The 16909-nt window shown below is 38.7% G+C and carries 22 protein-coding genes and 1 tRNA gene; 14 read left to right on the top strand and 9 right to left on the bottom strand.

The features are described from left to right. Positions 1 to 10 precede the first annotated feature (10 nt). The 4 genes from spoVAE (at position 11) to spoVIF (ending at position 1728) form a co-directional block, all read left to right on the top strand. On the top strand, positions 11 to 367 hold the full coding sequence (gene spoVAE / locus JCM21738_RS07360) for a stage V sporulation protein AE (RefSeq protein ID WP_023615237.1): 357 nt from the start codon (positions 11 to 13) through the stop codon (positions 365 to 367). Positions 368 to 391: 24 nt separating this feature from the next. Beyond that, positions 392 to 1108 (top strand): DUF421 domain-containing protein, encoded by a 717-nt coding sequence (locus JCM21738_RS07355; RefSeq protein WP_023615236.1) that lies wholly within the window; start codon positions 392 to 394, stop codon positions 1106 to 1108. A gap of 94 nt (positions 1109 to 1202) precedes the next feature. Then, entirely contained in the window at positions 1203 to 1337 is a 135-nt protein-coding gene (locus JCM21738_RS23145; protein ID WP_023615235.1) for a YjcZ family sporulation protein, read from the top strand. 136 nt (positions 1338 to 1473) lie between these two features. Continuing rightward, positions 1474 to 1728 (top strand): sporulation-specific transcription regulator SpoVIF, encoded by a 255-nt coding sequence (gene spoVIF / locus JCM21738_RS07345; protein ID WP_023615234.1) that lies wholly within the window; start codon positions 1474 to 1476, stop codon positions 1726 to 1728. Between the two features lie 28 nt (positions 1729 to 1756). Here spoVIF and JCM21738_RS27190 read toward each other — a convergent pair whose 3' ends face one another. Both JCM21738_RS27190 and JCM21738_RS27185 read right to left on the bottom strand, forming a co-directional pair. Further along, entirely contained in the window at positions 1757 to 2716 is a 960-nt protein-coding gene (locus tag JCM21738_RS27190; protein ID WP_500778545.1) for a 3'-5' exonuclease, read from the bottom strand. Then, on the bottom strand, positions 2716 to 4074 hold the full coding sequence (locus JCM21738_RS27185) for an ATP-dependent helicase (RefSeq protein WP_369385675.1): 1359 nt from the start codon (positions 4072 to 4074) through the stop codon (positions 2716 to 2718). The genes JCM21738_RS27190 and JCM21738_RS27185 overlap by 1 nt, the downstream gene beginning before the upstream one ends. Positions 4075 to 4274: 200 nt before the next feature. On the opposite strand from JCM21738_RS27185, the gene JCM21738_RS07335 reads away from it, so the two are divergent. Continuing rightward, entirely contained in the window at positions 4275 to 4481 is a 207-nt protein-coding gene (locus JCM21738_RS07335; RefSeq protein WP_035209156.1) for a hypothetical protein, read from the top strand. A gap of 198 nt (positions 4482 to 4679) precedes the next feature. On the opposite strand, the gene JCM21738_RS07330 is transcribed toward JCM21738_RS07335, so the two are convergent. The 3 genes from JCM21738_RS07330 to JCM21738_RS07320 form a co-directional block, all read right to left on the bottom strand. Then, entirely contained in the window at positions 4680 to 5105 is a 426-nt protein-coding gene (locus JCM21738_RS07330; protein WP_023615231.1) for a GNAT family N-acetyltransferase, read from the bottom strand. A gap of 6 nt (positions 5106 to 5111) precedes the next feature. Then, positions 5112 to 5621, bottom strand: a complete 510-nt coding sequence (locus JCM21738_RS07325; protein WP_023615230.1) for a YjcG family protein — start codon at positions 5619 to 5621, stop codon at positions 5112 to 5114. Positions 5622 to 5735: 114 nt separating this feature from the next. After that, positions 5736 to 6461 (bottom strand): alpha/beta hydrolase, encoded by a 726-nt coding sequence (locus JCM21738_RS07320; protein ID WP_023615229.1) that lies wholly within the window; start codon positions 6459 to 6461, stop codon positions 5736 to 5738. 354 nt (positions 6462 to 6815) lie between these two features. Between JCM21738_RS07320 and JCM21738_RS07315 the strand changes: the two genes are divergently transcribed. From JCM21738_RS07315 to JCM21738_RS07305, 3 genes are all read left to right on the top strand, one after another. Then, positions 6816 to 7811, top strand: coding sequence for a TAXI family TRAP transporter solute-binding subunit (locus tag JCM21738_RS07315; protein ID WP_023615228.1), 996 nt, complete (start codon positions 6816 to 6818; stop codon positions 7809 to 7811). Positions 7812 to 8000: 189 nt separating this feature from the next. Beyond that, positions 8001 to 8534, top strand: a complete 534-nt coding sequence (locus JCM21738_RS07310) for a DUF1850 domain-containing protein (RefSeq protein ID WP_023615227.1) — start codon at positions 8001 to 8003, stop codon at positions 8532 to 8534. Continuing rightward, on the top strand, positions 8521 to 10479 hold the full coding sequence (locus tag JCM21738_RS07305) for a TRAP transporter permease (RefSeq protein ID WP_035209154.1): 1959 nt from the start codon (positions 8521 to 8523) through the stop codon (positions 10477 to 10479). The genes JCM21738_RS07310 and JCM21738_RS07305 overlap by 14 nt, the downstream gene beginning before the upstream one ends. 38 nt (positions 10480 to 10517) lie before the next feature. On the opposite strand, the gene JCM21738_RS07300 is transcribed toward JCM21738_RS07305, so the two are convergent. Then, positions 10518 to 10739, bottom strand: coding sequence for a hypothetical protein (locus tag JCM21738_RS07300; RefSeq protein ID WP_023615225.1), 222 nt, complete (start codon positions 10737 to 10739; stop codon positions 10518 to 10520). 393 nt (positions 10740 to 11132) lie between these two features. On the opposite strand from JCM21738_RS07300, the gene JCM21738_RS07295 reads away from it, so the two are divergent. Together JCM21738_RS07295 and JCM21738_RS07290 are read left to right on the top strand one after the other, a co-directional pair. Beyond that, positions 11133 to 11205: transfer RNA gene (locus JCM21738_RS07295), tRNA-Val, on the top strand. 249 nt (positions 11206 to 11454) lie between these two features. Further along, a complete protein-coding gene (locus JCM21738_RS07290; protein ID WP_023615223.1) occupies positions 11455 to 12045 on the top strand; it encodes a lecithin retinol acyltransferase family protein in 591 nt (196 codons plus the stop codon). A gap of 96 nt (positions 12046 to 12141) precedes the next feature. Here the strand turns inward: JCM21738_RS07290 and JCM21738_RS07285 are convergent, their stop codons facing one another. From JCM21738_RS07285 to JCM21738_RS07275, 3 genes are all read right to left on the bottom strand, one after another. Continuing rightward, positions 12142 to 13230: a tyrosine-type recombinase/integrase gene (locus JCM21738_RS07285; protein WP_023615222.1), complete on the bottom strand. Its 1089-nt coding sequence runs from the start codon at positions 13228 to 13230 to the stop codon at positions 12142 to 12144. A gap of 86 nt (positions 13231 to 13316) precedes the next feature. Then, positions 13317 to 13517, bottom strand: a complete 201-nt coding sequence (locus JCM21738_RS07280; protein ID WP_023615221.1) for a helix-turn-helix domain-containing protein — start codon at positions 13515 to 13517, stop codon at positions 13317 to 13319. Next, positions 13514 to 13699, bottom strand: a complete 186-nt coding sequence (locus JCM21738_RS07275; RefSeq protein WP_023615220.1) for a helix-turn-helix domain-containing protein — start codon at positions 13697 to 13699, stop codon at positions 13514 to 13516. Before JCM21738_RS07275 ends, JCM21738_RS07280 begins: the two co-directional genes overlap by 4 nt. Positions 13700 to 14027: 328 nt before the next feature. On the opposite strand from JCM21738_RS07275, the gene JCM21738_RS07270 reads away from it, so the two are divergent. The 4 genes from JCM21738_RS07270 (at position 14028) to JCM21738_RS07255 (ending at position 16593) form a co-directional block, all read left to right on the top strand. Continuing rightward, the gene (locus tag JCM21738_RS07270) at positions 14028 to 14657 is read left to right on the top strand and encodes a hypothetical protein (RefSeq protein ID WP_148296075.1); all 630 of its coding nucleotides are present in this window, start codon (positions 14028 to 14030) and stop codon (positions 14655 to 14657) included. 143 nt (positions 14658 to 14800) lie between these two features. Then, entirely contained in the window at positions 14801 to 15223 is a 423-nt protein-coding gene (locus JCM21738_RS07265; protein ID WP_023615218.1) for a very short patch repair endonuclease, read from the top strand. Between the two features lie 372 nt (positions 15224 to 15595). Then, positions 15596 to 16075: a hypothetical protein gene (locus JCM21738_RS07260; protein WP_035209147.1), complete on the top strand. Its 480-nt coding sequence runs from the start codon at positions 15596 to 15598 to the stop codon at positions 16073 to 16075. 20 nt (positions 16076 to 16095) lie between these two features. Next, positions 16096 to 16593 carry a helix-turn-helix domain-containing protein gene (locus JCM21738_RS07255; RefSeq protein WP_035209145.1) on the top strand — a complete coding sequence of 166 codons (498 nt, stop codon included), beginning with the start codon at positions 16096 to 16098 and terminating at the stop codon, positions 16591 to 16593. Positions 16594 to 16909: the final 316 nt, after the last annotated feature.

The following is a 16909-nucleotide window of genomic DNA, read 5'->3' as shown; positions in this document are numbered from 1 at the left end:
AGGAATCGCTTTGCTACCAATGTTTTTCTGGGCCTTTGTTGTCGGAGGCATGATCTGTGTATTCGGACAGCTAATGTTTGATATCGCGAAATTGACACCAGGGCACACGATGAGCCTGCTTGTTGTCATTGGTGCTGTCCTTGATGGCTTTGGACTGTACGAACCACTAATCGACTTTGCAGGAGCAGGTGCTACGATTCCAATCACAAGCTTTGGGAATTCGCTTGTTCATGGAGCGCTTCAGGAAGCAGAGCAGCACGGGCTGGTCGGTGTCCTGACAGGCATGTTCGAAATCACGAGTTCCGGTATATCGGCTGCTGTAATCTTCGGTTTTATCGGCGCACTGATTTTTAAGCCAAAAGGCTGATTCTGCGTTTCAAGGGATGATTTAATGCCGGATATTCTTAGAACCATTATACGCTCTATAATGCTGATTATAGGCTTGTTCATCATCACAAAGCTTCTAGGGAAAAAGCAGTTATCTAGTCTGTCATTTTTTGAATATATCGTAGGTATCACTGTGGGTGATATTGCTGGTACATTAGCGATGGATCCTGATTTGAGCTTGAGGGATGGAATTGCCAGCTTGGTTGTCTGGTCATTCGTCCCTTTGGCGATTTCAACGATTTCCTTAAGAAGCAGATCATTTCGCAATATAGTTGAGGGGAAATCAACTACATTCATTGAAAATGGCAATATTCTCGAAAAAAATATGCGGAAAGAGAAATACAGTCTAGATGAACTCCTTGAACAACTCCGCAAGAAAAGTGTATTCAAGGTAGCTGATGTTGAGTTTGCTTCGCTTGACTCCAATGGAGAATTGAGTGTTTTATTGAAAAAAGCCAAACAGCCTTTAAAGTATGAAGATATTGGAATTAAAAGGGAAGCAGAGTCTGCTTCGGTGTCTGTTATGATGGACGGTAAATTTATCGAGGAAAACTTAAGGCAAACTGGTCTGGAAAAAGTTGAACTGATTGCAAAAATCCAGGCTAAAGGATTTCAGCCACATCAAGTCTTTTATGCAGAAATGGATTCTAGAGGAAACCTTAGTATTGATTTATATGATGAATTTATATCCTGCCATTTCCCAGACTTTGATCACATTTAGTCCATGATTTCTAAATGGGTGGGGGCTCGCCCATACATATTCATTACGCCTCACATATATTGCTATTGAGTAATAAAAAGTGAGGTGAAGAAGAATGGGCTACGGTTATGGTGGGTTTTGCGGCGGAGGCTATGGCTACGGCGGCGGCGGCTACGGAGGCTCCACTTTCGTATTGATCGTTGTATTGTTCATTTTGTTGATTATTGTAGGAGCAAGCTTCTACAACTAAGAGTAAAGAAGGAGAAGCTGTTCCAATTCGGAACAGCTTTTTCTGCCTGGACTATTGCTGATTTTTACAGTCTCTCTTTCACCATTTCATGCTTCCTTCATACAATAGAGTAGTTTAAGAAGGAGGCGTGATTTATATGGATAATAATTTCTTCAAGAATATAGAGAAAAAAACTGGCGTAAATATGAATGATGTATTTGAGTTAGCGAATTCATTACAAAATGCGAACTTTAAAGATGAGCAAACTGTAAGAGGCGTAATCCGCCGTGTTTCCAAAATGGCTAACAAGCCTGTGAGTAAAGAAATGGAAGACAAGATTGTTGAATCCATTGTTAAGGATGGAAAGCAGCTCGATTTTGGCCAGATCTCTAAAATGATCAACAAGAAGTAATTCTTGAATGCCAAATCAGGACCTGGGGTCATAAACTCAGGTCCTGATTTGGCATTCTTCTTTTTAAGTTGGACAAAAAGCGTGAAGGATTTGCTTTTCTTCCACGTCTTCTTTGGGGAACGGAAATGAACAAGTTTTTTTCGGCCCTTGTCACTGCAACATAGAGCAGACGGCGTTCTTCTTCAAGAGGCAGCAAGTCCCCGTTACGAGATGCATCCAAAGCATAATCATGCGGGATGCTTCCGTCTACGGTGCCAATTATATAGACATTTCCATATTCCAGCCCCTTGGCTCGATGAATGGTGCTTAATGTGATAGAGTCAGTCAGGTTCCTGCTGCTCCGTTTAATTTCAGCGTTCATGGCTGTCATATGGTCTGCATGTTCGATGAATTCTCCGACGGTTTTAAAGCTGCGTGCCGCCACTTTTAAATCCCGTATGTCGTCCGACCCCTTTTCAAGCTGGTTTCCTTCATTTCCCCGCTTTTTGATAAAGTCCTGATATCCAAGGTCCTTTTCAACTATATCAATTGCCGCTACCGGCGATAGGGAAGCCAGAGAGCGTACAATCGGTATGAGTCTTTTCAGCTTTTGTTCCTGAAAGGCAAATCCGGTTTTCACATGGGTAAGTGCTTCAAGCATGGAACAATCGTTCAGGATGCTATTCGCCTGTAAATCGCGGAAAACCGACTGCTTTAAAAATAGTGATGGAAGGATATTTTTGATTGCCTCTGAGTCATCTGGATTCATGCTTAGCCGAAGAAATGACAGCATTCCTTTTACCATGAAACGCTCGTAAAAGGATTCAATATCCTGATCAAGTCGGAAGGGCAAGCTAGAATTCGCCAGCCTCTCGAATACTGCACGGCTGGCTGCATTCGTTCTGAACAGAATGGCGAAATCACGGGGGCGTTCACCTTGTTCGATCTGTTCTTTTATATCTGTCAGAATCATCGTTGCTTCTTCTTCTTCATCATAAGGATGGAAGATTATTGGCGGGCATTCACCAGAAAACTGAGCCGCATTTCTTTTTCATGGCGAGTTAGATTGGCAGAAATCAAAGTGTTGGCTGTCTCGACAATCTCATGCGGCGACCGGTAATTCTGATTTAAAAGGATTAATTCAATATTTTTGAAATCTGACTTAAAGTTAAACAGGTAGGCAGGGTCACTGCCCCGGAATGAATAGATTGACTGGTCGTCATCGCCGACAGCGCAAACATTTCCATGCTTGTCAGAGAGCATTTTCATGAGTTCGTATTGAACTTTATTAATATCCTGGAACTCGTCTATTAAAAAATATTGAAAACGATTTTGATAGCTTTCCAGTATTTCAGGCTTTTCCTTAAAAAGCTTATAACAGCCGAGAAGCATGTCATCAAAATCGAATAATTTTTGCCTGTCTTTAGCAGCTTCATAGTCTTTATACAGCAAAGCCACCTTTTCTTCCCATGGAGATTCTGGCTTAACTTCGCGTGGCATGATCATCGTGTTTTTCCATAAACCGATTTGCTGTAGTGCCAGATCATAGGCAAACTCTTTTTCATCCAGCTGGAGCTTTCTGCCAGCCTCCTTTAATATCTGTTCCCGCTGCCATTCTTTTTTCATCAGCTTGTCTGATGACCAATTTTCACGGTCATGAAAACAAAGGATTCGGTAAAAGATGCTATGGAAGGTGCCAGCAATCAGCTGATTAACCTTAGCGGGGGACATTCCCGGGTAAAGGGCAATCCGTTTCTTCATTTCAGCGGCAGCCTTTGCTGTGAAGGTAACAAGCATGATTGAACCTGGATCAATTTTCTTTTCTTCAATCATGAAGGCGGTTCTCGCAGTCAGCACTCTTGTCTTTCCACTTCCGGCACCCGCTAAAATTAACAATGGCCCATCTGTTGAAACAACAGCTTTTTCCTGGTTGCCATCAAAGTGGATCGCTGCTTCTTTCAGTTGTTTTAAATAATTTAACTTAACCCCGGGTTTAGCCGGTGGGAGCGGATTAAAAGGTAAAGGAATCTTTACTTCCCGCGGGAATATGAATTTTTCCTCTTTTTCGGCTTCAGCCGTAATGGAACGAGCCTTCGGGATCCGGAACCCATTTCGTTCGATATATTCCACTTCCTCGGAAGGTGGAGCGGAAGGGGAGAATTCATTTTGTTCACTGCAATCTCCTTTTGAGGAAAGGCGATGATAGAAATGGGGCTTGTCCTTAATGCCGAGGTAAAGACGGACAGGGCCTCCGCATACAGAACAGGTGAGCATCCCTTTTTTTCCATCATCAAAAAGCTTTTGATAATCCTCACGATTATACTGATCGAGGCTTATTAACTGTTGATTATACTTGGCTGTTTTCATGTTTTCCCTCATCTCCGACCAAAATAGCACAATCTCTATCATAGCAGAATAAAATTTTTAACAAAAGGTGTTTTCTGCATCCATAAATACTTTGTGATCCAGCCGGAAAAATTTTTATTAGAAGTTTGGTACGGTCATAAACAGGGAAAAGGAAAAGAAGAATATAGTGATAAAAATAATTATACATGGGGGATAGCAAAATGGGATACATTCTTCCAGTAACAAATTATCAATATATACAATATGCTGAGCGTGAAATAGGGACAGATTATGATCCTTTCCAGATAAATGAAATTGCAAGAATCCGCAAAGAAGATCCTGTAGAACAGGGGCAGGAACAATGGGAGCAAGCAGGAGCTCCATGCCAAAGCGGAAGAATCAGCAGCCTGTGGCAAAAATGCAGTTAGCAGTCTCTGAAATAAGCTTCTCTAATACGAATCGAGTTTACAAGAAGAAGGTAAATCCTTTAGTGGTCAGCAAGGCATATGCTGAAGTAACAGGAAAAGGAAGGCACTACAGCGAGTCAATTTAAACTCAGCTGTAGTGCCTTTTTTTGTTATTTCAAACAAAGACTCCACTCATTTAAGAATGGAGTTTAAGTAAATTTAAATAGATTTTTTCATCGTTCTATGTGGTATTCCGGCATCCATGAATTCTTCTGATACCGTTTCATATCCCAGCTTGCTGTAAAATGGGATAGCATGTGTCTGTGCGTTCAACTTCAAGGTTGATATGCCTCGTGACTTGGCATATTCCTCGATTTTATTCATGACCGCGACTCCAGCACCGGTTTTGCGTTTTTCTTTTAAAACGCAAATTCGTTCCACCTTGCCGATTCCGTCCAATACACGGAATCTCCCGGCACCAGCTGCTTTTCGGTTATCATCATATAATACAAAATGAACAGAGTCGGATTCGAATCGATCGATTTCTTCTTCTTCCGGAACATTTTGCTCATAAATAAAAACGGTCTTGCGTACCTTGAATGCATCTGCTAATTCTTGTTCGTTGTTTACAATTTTCACTTCCACGTTTGATTATTCCTTTCCAAGCCTAAATGTTTCATATACTGTCCACGAACCATTATCAAGCTGGTACAGTAAGTGAATTCTGTCGGCGGTATCTTCATAATGCACTTTTGACATCCTTAATGAATCATATACATCTGAATGTTCATCATCCGACATGTTTTGTCCGATAGTAATATGTGGTACAAAGTTATACTCCTGATTTCCGTCAAATGTTGCGTTAAGCTCATTATGAAGCTTTTCCAACTCTTCTGGTGAATCAACCTTTAAGTAAATTACATTGTTAACGGGCTTAAAGGAACCAATCTTGGTGATCTTGATGTTGACTGGTTTGAAAGTTCTCGAGATTGAATCAAGCTTATTTGCGATTTCCTTGATTTCTTCCTCTGTTGCTTCAAAGGATGACTTTAATGTTAGATGAGGCGGGATTAACGCATAGTGAGGATCATAGCGCCTTCTCATTGAATTTGCATAATCCTGGATTTTCTTTGATGGGAAAATGACAATACCAAATTTCATCTCAGGTACCCCCGTTTCATTAGTGTGGTTCATATCGATTTACTGAAAGACTATATTTTGATTTACCATTCATTATAACAAATTTTCAAAATATATAAAATAAAGAAGCATATATTAGGAAAACACTTGTCTTATTGCCTGCTTTAGGTCTGGCTGCCAGTAAGTCCATGTATGGTCTCCGCTGAACTCATCGTAAAAATATCCAAAGCTTTTCTCCTTGAAAATCTTCGAAAGCTCCCTGTTTGGTGTAAGGAAGTCTTTATTTTTGGAAGATGTCGTTTTTACGACTGTCTCTTTCTCTCCAACAGTATGGTAAATATGGAGCAATTCAGGTTGGCGGAAGTCCTTTACGGCTGTGAATACATCTTCGTTTACATAAGGTGACTGAAGAAGTACCTTTCCAAATGTGTGCGGATACTGGAGCGCGGCAAGCAAGGAAACAGTGGCTGCGAGAGAATCGCCAATCAATGCGCGGCCCATGCCCATTTGGTAGGTAGGATATTGTTCATCTAAATATGGAACAAGCTCATGAGCGAGAAAACGGATATAGGCTTTGTGCTGCTCTCCTTTTGGATGGTACTTTCGCCGTCTATCCTCCACAGATTCATATGGTATTCCTATTATGATGACGTTTTCAATTTCCTTTTTGCCAAGGAGCTCGTCTGCAATCCTTCCAATCCGTCCGAGCTGGAAATAATCCCGGCCATCCTGTGCGATTAGTAATGAATATTTATATAAGGGAGAATAGTTGGCAGGCAAGTATACCAGCATGGTCACTTCTTCTCCAAGTTCCTTGCTTTGAAGCGTGATTTCTTTTATTTTGCCCATTGGAAAATCCATTCATTAACCTCCAAATCAATTCTTTTGCATTTATCTAGCTAACAAATAAGAATGTATAGATTTCTTCTAAAAATGTCCAGCTTCAGCGCCTAGCCCCTCGAGTCGCTTCGGTCCGCCCAATGAAGTCAAAGAACGCCTTCACTGGTCGGCCCTCCAGCGCTTGTCGGGGCTGACCAAGGCACTTACGCTTTTCTTATCATCATGATTTTAGCATATGTATTTTGAAAAATCTTTTATGGCAACCTATGTGTATCGGGCAAGAAAGTTAGATAGTAAGTAACATGTTTGACAATTGTGTGAAGTCTTATGTTAAGATTATGTTGAACAATTCTATTTCTATAAGGGGGAATTCTGATGAAAAAAAGAAAGTTTCTTTTGTTCACTGCATTAATGCTGGTTCTTTCAATGTTACTGGCTGCATGTGGCGGCGGCTCTGAAGAAGAGGGCAGCGGAGAAGGAAAATCAGAAGAAAAGCCAAAATACATGAGTATCCTTACTGGTGGGACAGGCGGTACATACTTCCCGTTGGGCGGATCATTTGCCAAAATTGTCTCTGATGCTACTGGGATTAGCACAAATGCTGAAACTACAGGGGCTTCTGCAGAAAACATGCAGAGCATTAAGGATGATAAAGGTGAAATCGCCTTCACACAAACTGACATCGCTTCCTATGCAACTGAAGGTAAACTGATGTTTGATGGAAACAAGATTGACAATATCAAGGCAATCGGAACTTTGTATCCTGAAACAATCCAAATCGTTACAACAGCAAAATCAGGAATCAAATCAGTAGAAGATCTTAAAGGCAAAAAGATCTCAATCGGTGCACCAGGTTCTGGTACGGCTGCGAATGCTGAACAAATCCTTGAAGTCCACGGCCTTTCACTAGATGATATCGAAAAGCAGGACTTGAGCTTTGATGAATCAGTAAGCGGCATTAAAGATGGCAACATCGATGCGGCTTTCGTAACGGCTGGAACACCAACAGCAGCTGTTGAAGAGCTTTCCGCAACTGAAGATGTTGTGATTGTACCAATTGAAGCTGACAAAGCTGATGAGCTAATTGAAAAATATCCATACTATGCAAAAGAAGCAGTACCTTCTGGAACATATAAACTTGATTCAGAAGTGCCGACAGTGGCAGTTCTTGCGATGCTTGTTGTAAAAGCAGACTTGTCTGAGGAACTTGTCTATGACATTACAAAGTCAATCTTTGAAAATCTTGACCAGGTAACACACGCAAAAGCTCAGCAAATCAAGCTGGAAAATGCGCTAAACGGTGTTGGAATTGAAGTCCACGCAGGAGCACAGAAATACTATGATGAAAAAGGTATTAAGGCAGCTGAGTAATAGTATGAAATTGGCCGGACAGTCCTGTAGGACATTGCCCGGTCAATTCATCTTTAATATAAGGCCTTTAACAAGGAAGGCCCAATTGATTAAAACCCAGGCAGGTAGACCGAACTTCAAACCGGTCTATTTTTTACTGATATAAAGAAAGTACTCCATCGGAGACATTGGACAGACGAGGCTAGTGATATGAATTTAAACTGGATTAAACCAAAAATCTTCGTTCTGTTAACCCTCATTATTTTTTTAGCAATTATCTCAATCAATATCCCTTACAAACAAGCTTTAGTTTTTCAAGCACCTGAAAGTAATGATATACTCTGCTATGTACCGATTAATGCAGGGGAAACCTTTAAAATAAAGTATAAGCACTCTATCCATTTGTCAGATGTGATTGAAAGCTATAAAGTTACTGAAAGCGATAAAATCAGACAGTACGAACTGGAGTATGAAGATTTTGCGATTGGTATGCCTTCAGAAATTGCGGATGGAGAGAACTTTGAAATGAAGGATGGCAAGTACTATATTACAAAAATGAACAGGGAATTTTCGCATTTCGACATGAGGCTTGGCCAGGTTCGGGCAAACCACACCCTGATTTATGAAGATATAACGTACCCATTGTCTAAGGCGATTGAGCCAGGGTCAAGGGTACGGATAAAGATTGAGAAAATTAGTTTATTGAACCAATTGGAAGGAGTGAATATCCTTGACGACAAATGAAGAAACGGTATCTCTAGAAAAACAACAAGAGCTTCTGGAAAAGTATGATCCGGAGGCCGCAACTAGAAAATTGGCAGGCAAGATGGGATGGATTGTCTTCTTCGGACTTCTGTCTTTCTCAGTGTTCCAGCTATACACCTCGATATTTGGTGTTCTGACTGCCCAACTGCAGCGTTCAATTCACCTTGGATTCGCTCTGGCACTTATTTTCTTGTTGTTCCCGGCAAGGAAGAAGAACCTAAAAGTGAAAAAGGTAGCCTGGTACGACCTGCTTTTGGCTGTGATTGCTGTTGCAGTCGGAGCCTATTGGCCTGTAATGATCGATGAACTCGTCAATCGGGTCGGGCGTTTAACACCAACTGATTTTTACATCGGTATTGCCGCTATCCTGCTGGTCCTTGAAGCGACTCGAAGGACGGTTGGCTTGCCAATCACGATTATTGCAGCTTTATTCATGGTTTACGCCCTTTATGGACCTTATATGCCAGGGTTCCTGGCACACAGAGGACTTGATCTGGAATCTCTCGTCCAGACAATGTTCTTTACAACTGAGGGTATTCTTGGAACACCTTTAGGAGTTTCATCAACATTCATCTTCTTATTCCTATTGTTCGGTGCTTTCCTGGTAAAGACTGGCGTAGGACAATATTTCAATGATCTAGCTGTAGCTGTTGCAGGTAAAAGTACTGGTGGACCAGCTAAGGTTGCGATTTTCTCCAGCGCCCTGCAGGGAACAATCAGTGGAAGCTCTGTGGCTAACGTTGTTACATCTGGTTCATTTACGATTCCGATGATGAAAAAGCTTGGCTACCGCAAAGAATTCGCCGGTGCTGTAGAAGCTGCGGCCTCAACCGGAGGGCAGCTCATGCCTCCAATCATGGGAGCGGCAGCATTCCTGATGGTTGAATTCATTGGTGGTGGAATCACGTATTGGGATATCGCTAAGGCAGCGACCATTCCGGCTTTGTTATATTTTGCAGGTATCTGGATCATGACTCACTTTGAAGCGAAAAGGATTGGGCTGCGCGGTTTATCTGATGAAGAAATGCCTGACAGAAAAGAAGTGCTTAAAAAGATTTACCTTCTTTTGCCAATCCTGATTGTGATTATTTTGATGATAAGTGGTATGAGCATCATGCGTGCTGCTTTGTGGTCGATCCTATCTACGATTGTCGTGAGTGCTGTTAGCAAAGAGACGAGAATCGGTTTTAGGGATGCGATCGATGCACTTGTCGATGGTGCGCGGACAGCACTGGGTGTAGCAGCAGCTACAGCTGCAGCAGGTATCATTGTTGGGGTAGTTACGAAGACTGGTCTTGGATTAAAGCTTGCAAATGGCTTGCTTGATCTTGCAGGTGGTTACTTGATTCCAACTTTGATGTTAACAATGGTTGCAGCACTCGTCTTAGGTATGGGTTCGCCTACGACAGCTAACTATGTTATCACATCAACAATTGCAGCACCTGCAATCATTCTTTTGGGTATACCGGATTTATCTGCTCACTTATTTGTTTTCTATTTCGGTATTATTGCCGATATCACACCTCCGGTTGCGCTGGCAGCATTCGCGGCTGCAGGTGTTTCCGGCGGAGAACCTCTGCGGACAGGTGTGAATTCGGCCAAGCTGGCGATTGCCGCTTTCATCATACCTTATATGTTCGTGTTATCACCTCAACTCCTGATGATTGACACTACATGGATAGAATTAATTTGGGTGGTATTCACTGCCATTTCAGGTATGCTGGCGATTGGTGCAGGCATAATCGGTTTCTGGCTGAGAAAATTATACTGGTGGGAAAGAGTGCTGGGGATTGTAGGCGGAATAATGCTGATCTATCCAGAAGGTATGACAGATATAATCGGTCTTGGTCTTTTCGTACTCCTTGTTGCACTTCAGTTGATTATTAAAGATAAAGGTTCAGTAAAACCCAAGACAGCAAATTAATAAATATAAAAGGAGTCCTTACTAAAGGGCTTCTTTTTTTAGCTTGATTTAAGCAGTTTGGATCTTTCGGGCATAACAGAAAGAATGTTATCTTTTTTGAAAAGGCGGTCTGCCTTCCTGAGGAAACAAAATGCTTTAAAATAACGTTCATGCAATTCTTTTACAATAATCCTCCGCTGGGTAATCTGGTTATTTGCAGCCAGATAGATCATCTCAACAGGAAGGTTTTCATTAAGTGATTTTTCAAGAAGGGTATTCATGTGTTTCCACTCCTTATATGTTCTATCCTTATTATAACCGAACATTAGTTCTTTATTCAATATTTTCAGAACATTAGTTCGTAAAATTACTAAGGTATATGGTATAATTTAGAAGGAGGTGAGATTATGGAGAATGAGTAAGGTATTTGATACTCAAGGGAACTGGATAGGAACGGAAACGAGGAAGGAAGTTCATAAAGCGGGCTATTGGCATGAAACCTTTCATTGCTGGTTTACCGAGCGGAGAGATAATGAAGAATTTCTTTTCAAGTGTACTTGAGGCAATTAAGAATTTATAGATTAGGGTATTTGTGAAAAAATTATATTGACATTACCATTATTCCAGTATATATTAATAAATGTCCTCGTTAAAAACAGGACAAACACGATAACGATTCCTTAGCTCAGCTGGGAGAGCGCTACCTTGACAGGGTAGAGGTCGCTGGTTCGAACCCAGTAGGAATCATACAAGAAGAATCCTTATATAATAAGGATTCTTCTTTTTTTGATTCATTTTGTTTTAATTTAGCTTTTGAATGGTTCGTATGGTCACATTTTGGTCACATTCTCTCCTACTTTCTTTTCACAAGAATGTTGGCTAAAAGGCTATAGTTTTAAAATTAATTATCCACTTAAGTCAAAAAATCTTTTTTTTGTAAAGGTTAATACCATATAATGGAAAATAGGTATTATTAATCAGGAAAGGATAATTGAAATGGAGTTCTTCAAAAATGTTAAATGGTTCCTAGAAGAAATGCATGAAGCTAACAAAGAACTGGTATCAGGAGTGAAAGAGGTCGGGAAAGAGTTTAGAACAGACATGAAGGATTTAATAAAGGAACATAACCCTACAATGGGTAAAGTGGTTGAAGGTGCCGACAGACTAGCGCAAACGGTTGGTAACGTAGTTAAATCAGGTCCCAAGCCTCCTACTACATTTCCTGACATGGCGAAGGTTCTTAGAGATATGAAGGAACTGAGAAGTGAATCTGACTTAGAGTATGCTGACCATTTGAGCGTTACAGGAGGAATAAGAATTCCTGGATATTCTCACCATGCTATTTACCTTGGCGATAATCAGGTAATCCATTATCAAGATGGTGAAGTAAGGGTTGATAGTTTAGAATCATTCAGAAGAGGTGGGGAATTAAGAGTAATTAATAGTGTACGCACTCATTCTAAGGAATCCGTAATTACCAGAGCTTACTCAAGAATTGGTGAGGCAAATTACAACTTGATTTTTAACAACTGTGAACATTTTGTTAACTGGTGCAGAAGTGGTAGCAGAACAACCCACGGTATTTAAAGAAATATCTAAAACTAAAAAGGCACCCTATTACGCTAAGGATGCCTTTTTATGGCTGGGTGAGATAAAAAAGCATCTGTTTGCCTTTTTGATATTTCATTTAATTATATTTCCGAATATCTCTGCCGCTTCGTCTTGTAGAGTAGTAGGAACATGCGTATATATATCCATAGTTGTTTGTATTTTTGAATGCCCTAATCTCTCAGAAACCACTTTTATATTAACTCCCTTTTGCATAAGTAACGTAGCATGTGCATGGCGCAAACTATGGAAAGTTATTCTGGGTACCCCTGCTTTTTTTATGATTGAGTCCATACTTCTCCCGATATTTCTTGGATTTATAGGTGTACCTTCCTTAGAGGAGACAACTAGATTGTATTTTAAGTAATTCCCTTTTAAAACGTTTTTCTTGACTTCAAATTCGTCTTTCAAAACCTTTAATTCTGCTAATACGTTTGACGGAACTTTAATGGTCCTTATTGATTGCTCGGTTTTTGCTTTCTCTTCAAGTAGTTTTCCATCACTAGATAGAGTTTGCGTGATATAAATATTTCCATTTTCAAAGTCAATGGCATCCCAGGACATTCCTAAGATTTCGCCTCTCCTACATCCACAAGATATTGCTATCAAGAAGGCTGGGTAATAGGAATAAGTTCTGGCTACTTCTAAAAAACTTTTCACTTCTTCCTCGGACCAAACGGAATTAACTGTCTTTCTTTCTTCTTTTTTCACTATTTTTATAGTAGGGTTGGTAACAATATGTTTGTGATATAAGGCATATTCAAATATCATTTTTAATAAGGCGATGTGTTTGGCGACATAATTCTTTTTATATTCTTTATTCATTTGGGTTACAAATGAAGTTAATGTTCCATGGGTGATTTTGGATATCTTTAAATGACCTAGTTTAGGTAATATGTTTGATTTCAAAACTTGCTTATAAGTTTTAAGAGTAGAGTATCTTAAATCGTTTTCTTTCTCCTCTAACCATTTGTTTGTTATATCTGTAAAAGTCATTTTACTAGGTTCGATAAAGGAACCTTTGTTTACTTGCGATTTAATCTCGTGAATTGCTGCTAATACTTCCTTTTTGGTCGATTTTGTTATTCTTTTTTGCTTTCTCTCCCCATCTGTTCCAACATCGATGACACAAGTGTATTTGTCTCCCCGTTTCTTAATATTCATATGTATCCCCTCCAAATATAAATTCTTCTTTCTTATTACGCCGCAAACACCTATATGTCAACAAGACTTAAAATCTTCCAAAAACATTATGACGCGGAATCGCTTTCCAGCCATTTGATTAGATTTGGCTTATATATGATGATTCTTCTGCCAATTCTCCTTACAGGGAAATTTTTTGCTTTTACAAGTTCATACGCCTGTTCACGACCTATACCTAGCATCTCTTTTAATTCCATCACGGTTAAGATATCTGGAAATGAATCCAACCTTTGGTTTGAAATTTTCATCCGGAAATTCCTCCCTCTAACCAATTCGTGAATTTTTCTTTTGAGAAAAGGTTGTATTCTCCTAACTTCATTGCTTGAAAGTCGTTTGTTTTTATCAGTTGATAAGTTTGCCGTTGACCGATTCGTAAGAAGTCCTTGAGTTGTAAAGGTGTTATGTATTCAGGTAAATCTTGTATCAACATTAAAGTATCCCCCTCGTTTTTTGTCCTTCAGTTCTTTGAAGTATAAGTATTCTACAATGTGGATTTGACTGATTCTATATTGAAAACCAAAAATAAATGTGATAAAGGTTTTGAAATTTTTTTCTAAAAATGAAAAAGTTCGTAGAATAATGGGTTCATAAACTAAATAGCAGCGCATATTTTGATAAAAGGGGAAAAATAAAAATAGTTTGAGGTGGACAATAAAAGCAATGACAAAATTCGGGATTGACGCATTAGACAAACTACCTAGCGATAGCAAACGGAGAAGACTGTTTTCCTTCCTGGACACTTGGGAAATGATAAAAGCTTGTTTACAGAAATGCTGGAAGCAAAATTTGGAGAGTATTCCCCAAAAGAAATCCCGGTTCCTAAGACTATCCAAAATGTTGATGCTTTTTCACACAGATGGGACCTTGACCTGTTTTATAAGTGCATGAAAAGGTACCTGGATAGTTCGCCAACTGAAGATAGCGAGAGCGAGACATTATATGTTGGTGATATTGATACATTTATTCCATTCTGCGGTCATTTTCTTTTCATAGATGAGAAAACAACATTAAATGGAATTAAGTTGACGCAGCTAAAATCATATCTGCAGTTTGCAAATAAACACGATGTGACAATATGGTGCTTAATTGGGGCGACTCAGGATGAGGGGAAGAATCTAGATTTAAATGAGACTTATCGATTGTGTGTAATTAAATCGGTAGGGAGATATGACTTATTTAAAGGGAGTTTGAAGGATATCCTAGACTACTTTCACATGTGGCTTGATGAATGTTATGGACAAATGGATAACTTTCCTTATCGTGAAATTGCACTGCAAATAATTAATGAAATGGAAAATCTGGATAAATACGAAGATTTGTCATTTGAGGTTTTGTTTAACAATCGTATGAGGCAAATAGAAAATGAGGAGCAGAATAACAAAACTTAAATGGGGAGAAAATAAAAAAGTTGGTATTGGGCTAGGGAATCTGTATTCCTTAGCCCTTTGTTAATGGAAGGGAAATTACTGTGTTTCTTGAGACTCATAGAGGGAAATTATATAGCAGTTGATTTAAAGGAGCTGTTATCGTCGTGGTAGATACCGTTTCTGAAGAAACAAGAAGCCGTATGATGAAATCCATTAAGTCCCGTTCTAAACTAGAAGATAACGTGACCAAAGCTTTGTGGAATAAAGGAGTCCGTTATAAGAAAAATGACAAGACGTTGTTTGGAAAGCCTGATATAAGCATAAAAAAATACAAGATAGTTATATTTATTGATTCTTGTTTCTGGCATGGTTGTGAAGTACATGGGCATTTCCCAAAGAGTAATTTGGAATATTGGATTAAAAAGCTCGAACGGAACGGAGGAAGAGATAAGGAAGCAACCAAATATTACAAAGCAAAAGAATGGAATATTAAGAGAATATGGGAGCATGAATTGAAAAAGGATAAATTTGCCAAGATGATTAATGAATTGGTGGACTTTATTCAAGAAATTAAAAAGGCTAAATAGGGGATTTGTTTACAATAAGAATAAGACCCACATTATATTTCTTTTGTGGGTCTAATGCAGTTTATTATCCTTCCATCGTCATATGGCTGCGAATAAAAAATGTTCTCGCATTTCATGCACTGTACATCACAGACGCGATTATATAATAATTTATCAGCTTTCGTTAGATGGGAAGGTGGTTCTTCAATAGCGATAACTATTAATATACCTCCACATTTACAATTCAAGTTTATAACCCCCAAAATGAAATATACAGATTCTTCACCAATTATATCGAAATATTCACGTAAAACAAGGTGAATGCCCTTTCATATGTAATATAAATAGGCTGACAGATTCTCTGTTTTATTATTCATTTTAGGGGGTAACGCTGTGAAAGGTGAGAATATCATATTAGTCAAAACTGAATGTGGAAGGTACCTATTACATATTGATAAATCAACAGGAAAAAACGTTCGCATAGATAGAATTCTAAGAGATGATGAATTTCCACGTAGTAAAAAGTCTGATGCTGCATTTAAAGAATTAAAGGAAAGGAAACGACACAACAAAAACAAAGGCTTAAAGAAGAAAGAATTTTTCGTTGCTTTTATTAACAAGAAGGTTAGAAATATCATTTCAGAAATCACAATAGAAGAAGCATCCGCCTATTTCAAACTTCTCACTAAAATTACGATGAGAAGCAAAGGTCAGTTAGTAGGTTTGGATGGGAAACCATTATCCTCCGAGGAAATTGCAAAAGTAATGTGTGTTGGAAAGCGAAGAGCGATGACGTTATTAAAACGATTTAAATACCTTAGAATGATAAACACGATACAGAACCTAAAGATAAGAGGAGTACAATTTATATAATTAATAAAGAATTTCATATCATGGGGGAAAAGATAAAAGAGGTGTTTACTCAAGTGTATCAAGAAAAATTAAAACAGTTAATGGAAAATAAAGCATTGGGTAATGCTTTGGGGACTTTTTATAAAATGATTCCGTACTTTCATTATCAAACCTATTATTTTGTATGGAACCCCGATGTAGATATTCGTACAGACATATCTAAAAATTTATTTGAAAATTTAAATTTAATAGAAACACAAGGGAAATTAGAGCACATAAAATTAAAAGATTTTGCTTATTACATTAATGTAACTCCTAAAACACTCACCGAACACTTGAATATTTTAGAAGACTTGTCTGTAATTAAACGCGATATTCAGGGGAAAAGCGTTCTTATTACCATCCATCCTGATATCGTATATCGGAAAGATTACGAAAGCATGCATGATAAATATTATGGAAGTGTAATCCGGTATCAGTTTTCACAGCACAAGCGAAACAAAAGAAATAGTGGTAGAAAGCCAAAAAAGAGCGAATAAAAATCGCTTTTTTTTTTATCAAGTCCTTTTTTATTCCTTATTGGAACTAAAATTTAATTAACTTAGAATGCACTTTTTTTTATGGATAATGATTGATTATATCCTTCCAAAACGTTGAGTAATATAAACTTGTGATTAACATACAATACACATTTCTTGTAATTGTTAATTAACCTAAAATGCACCTACTTTATCGCTCAGATGCTTTGTAACTCTAAGGAAGTAACCGATTTTAAAATTTATTTGCTATTTATATATTCATAGACCATATAGGTTTCTTATTTTTGTGTATAAACTTCAGTTCTGTTTGTTGTCC

The organism is Mesobacillus boroniphilus JCM 21738, from assembly GCF_000517385.1.
Classification (GTDB): Bacteria; Bacillota; Bacilli; order Bacillales; family Cytobacillaceae; genus Mesobacillus; species Mesobacillus boroniphilus.
Note: the sequence above shows the minus strand (reverse complement) of the source record. Positions and strands in the feature narration are given on the sequence as shown.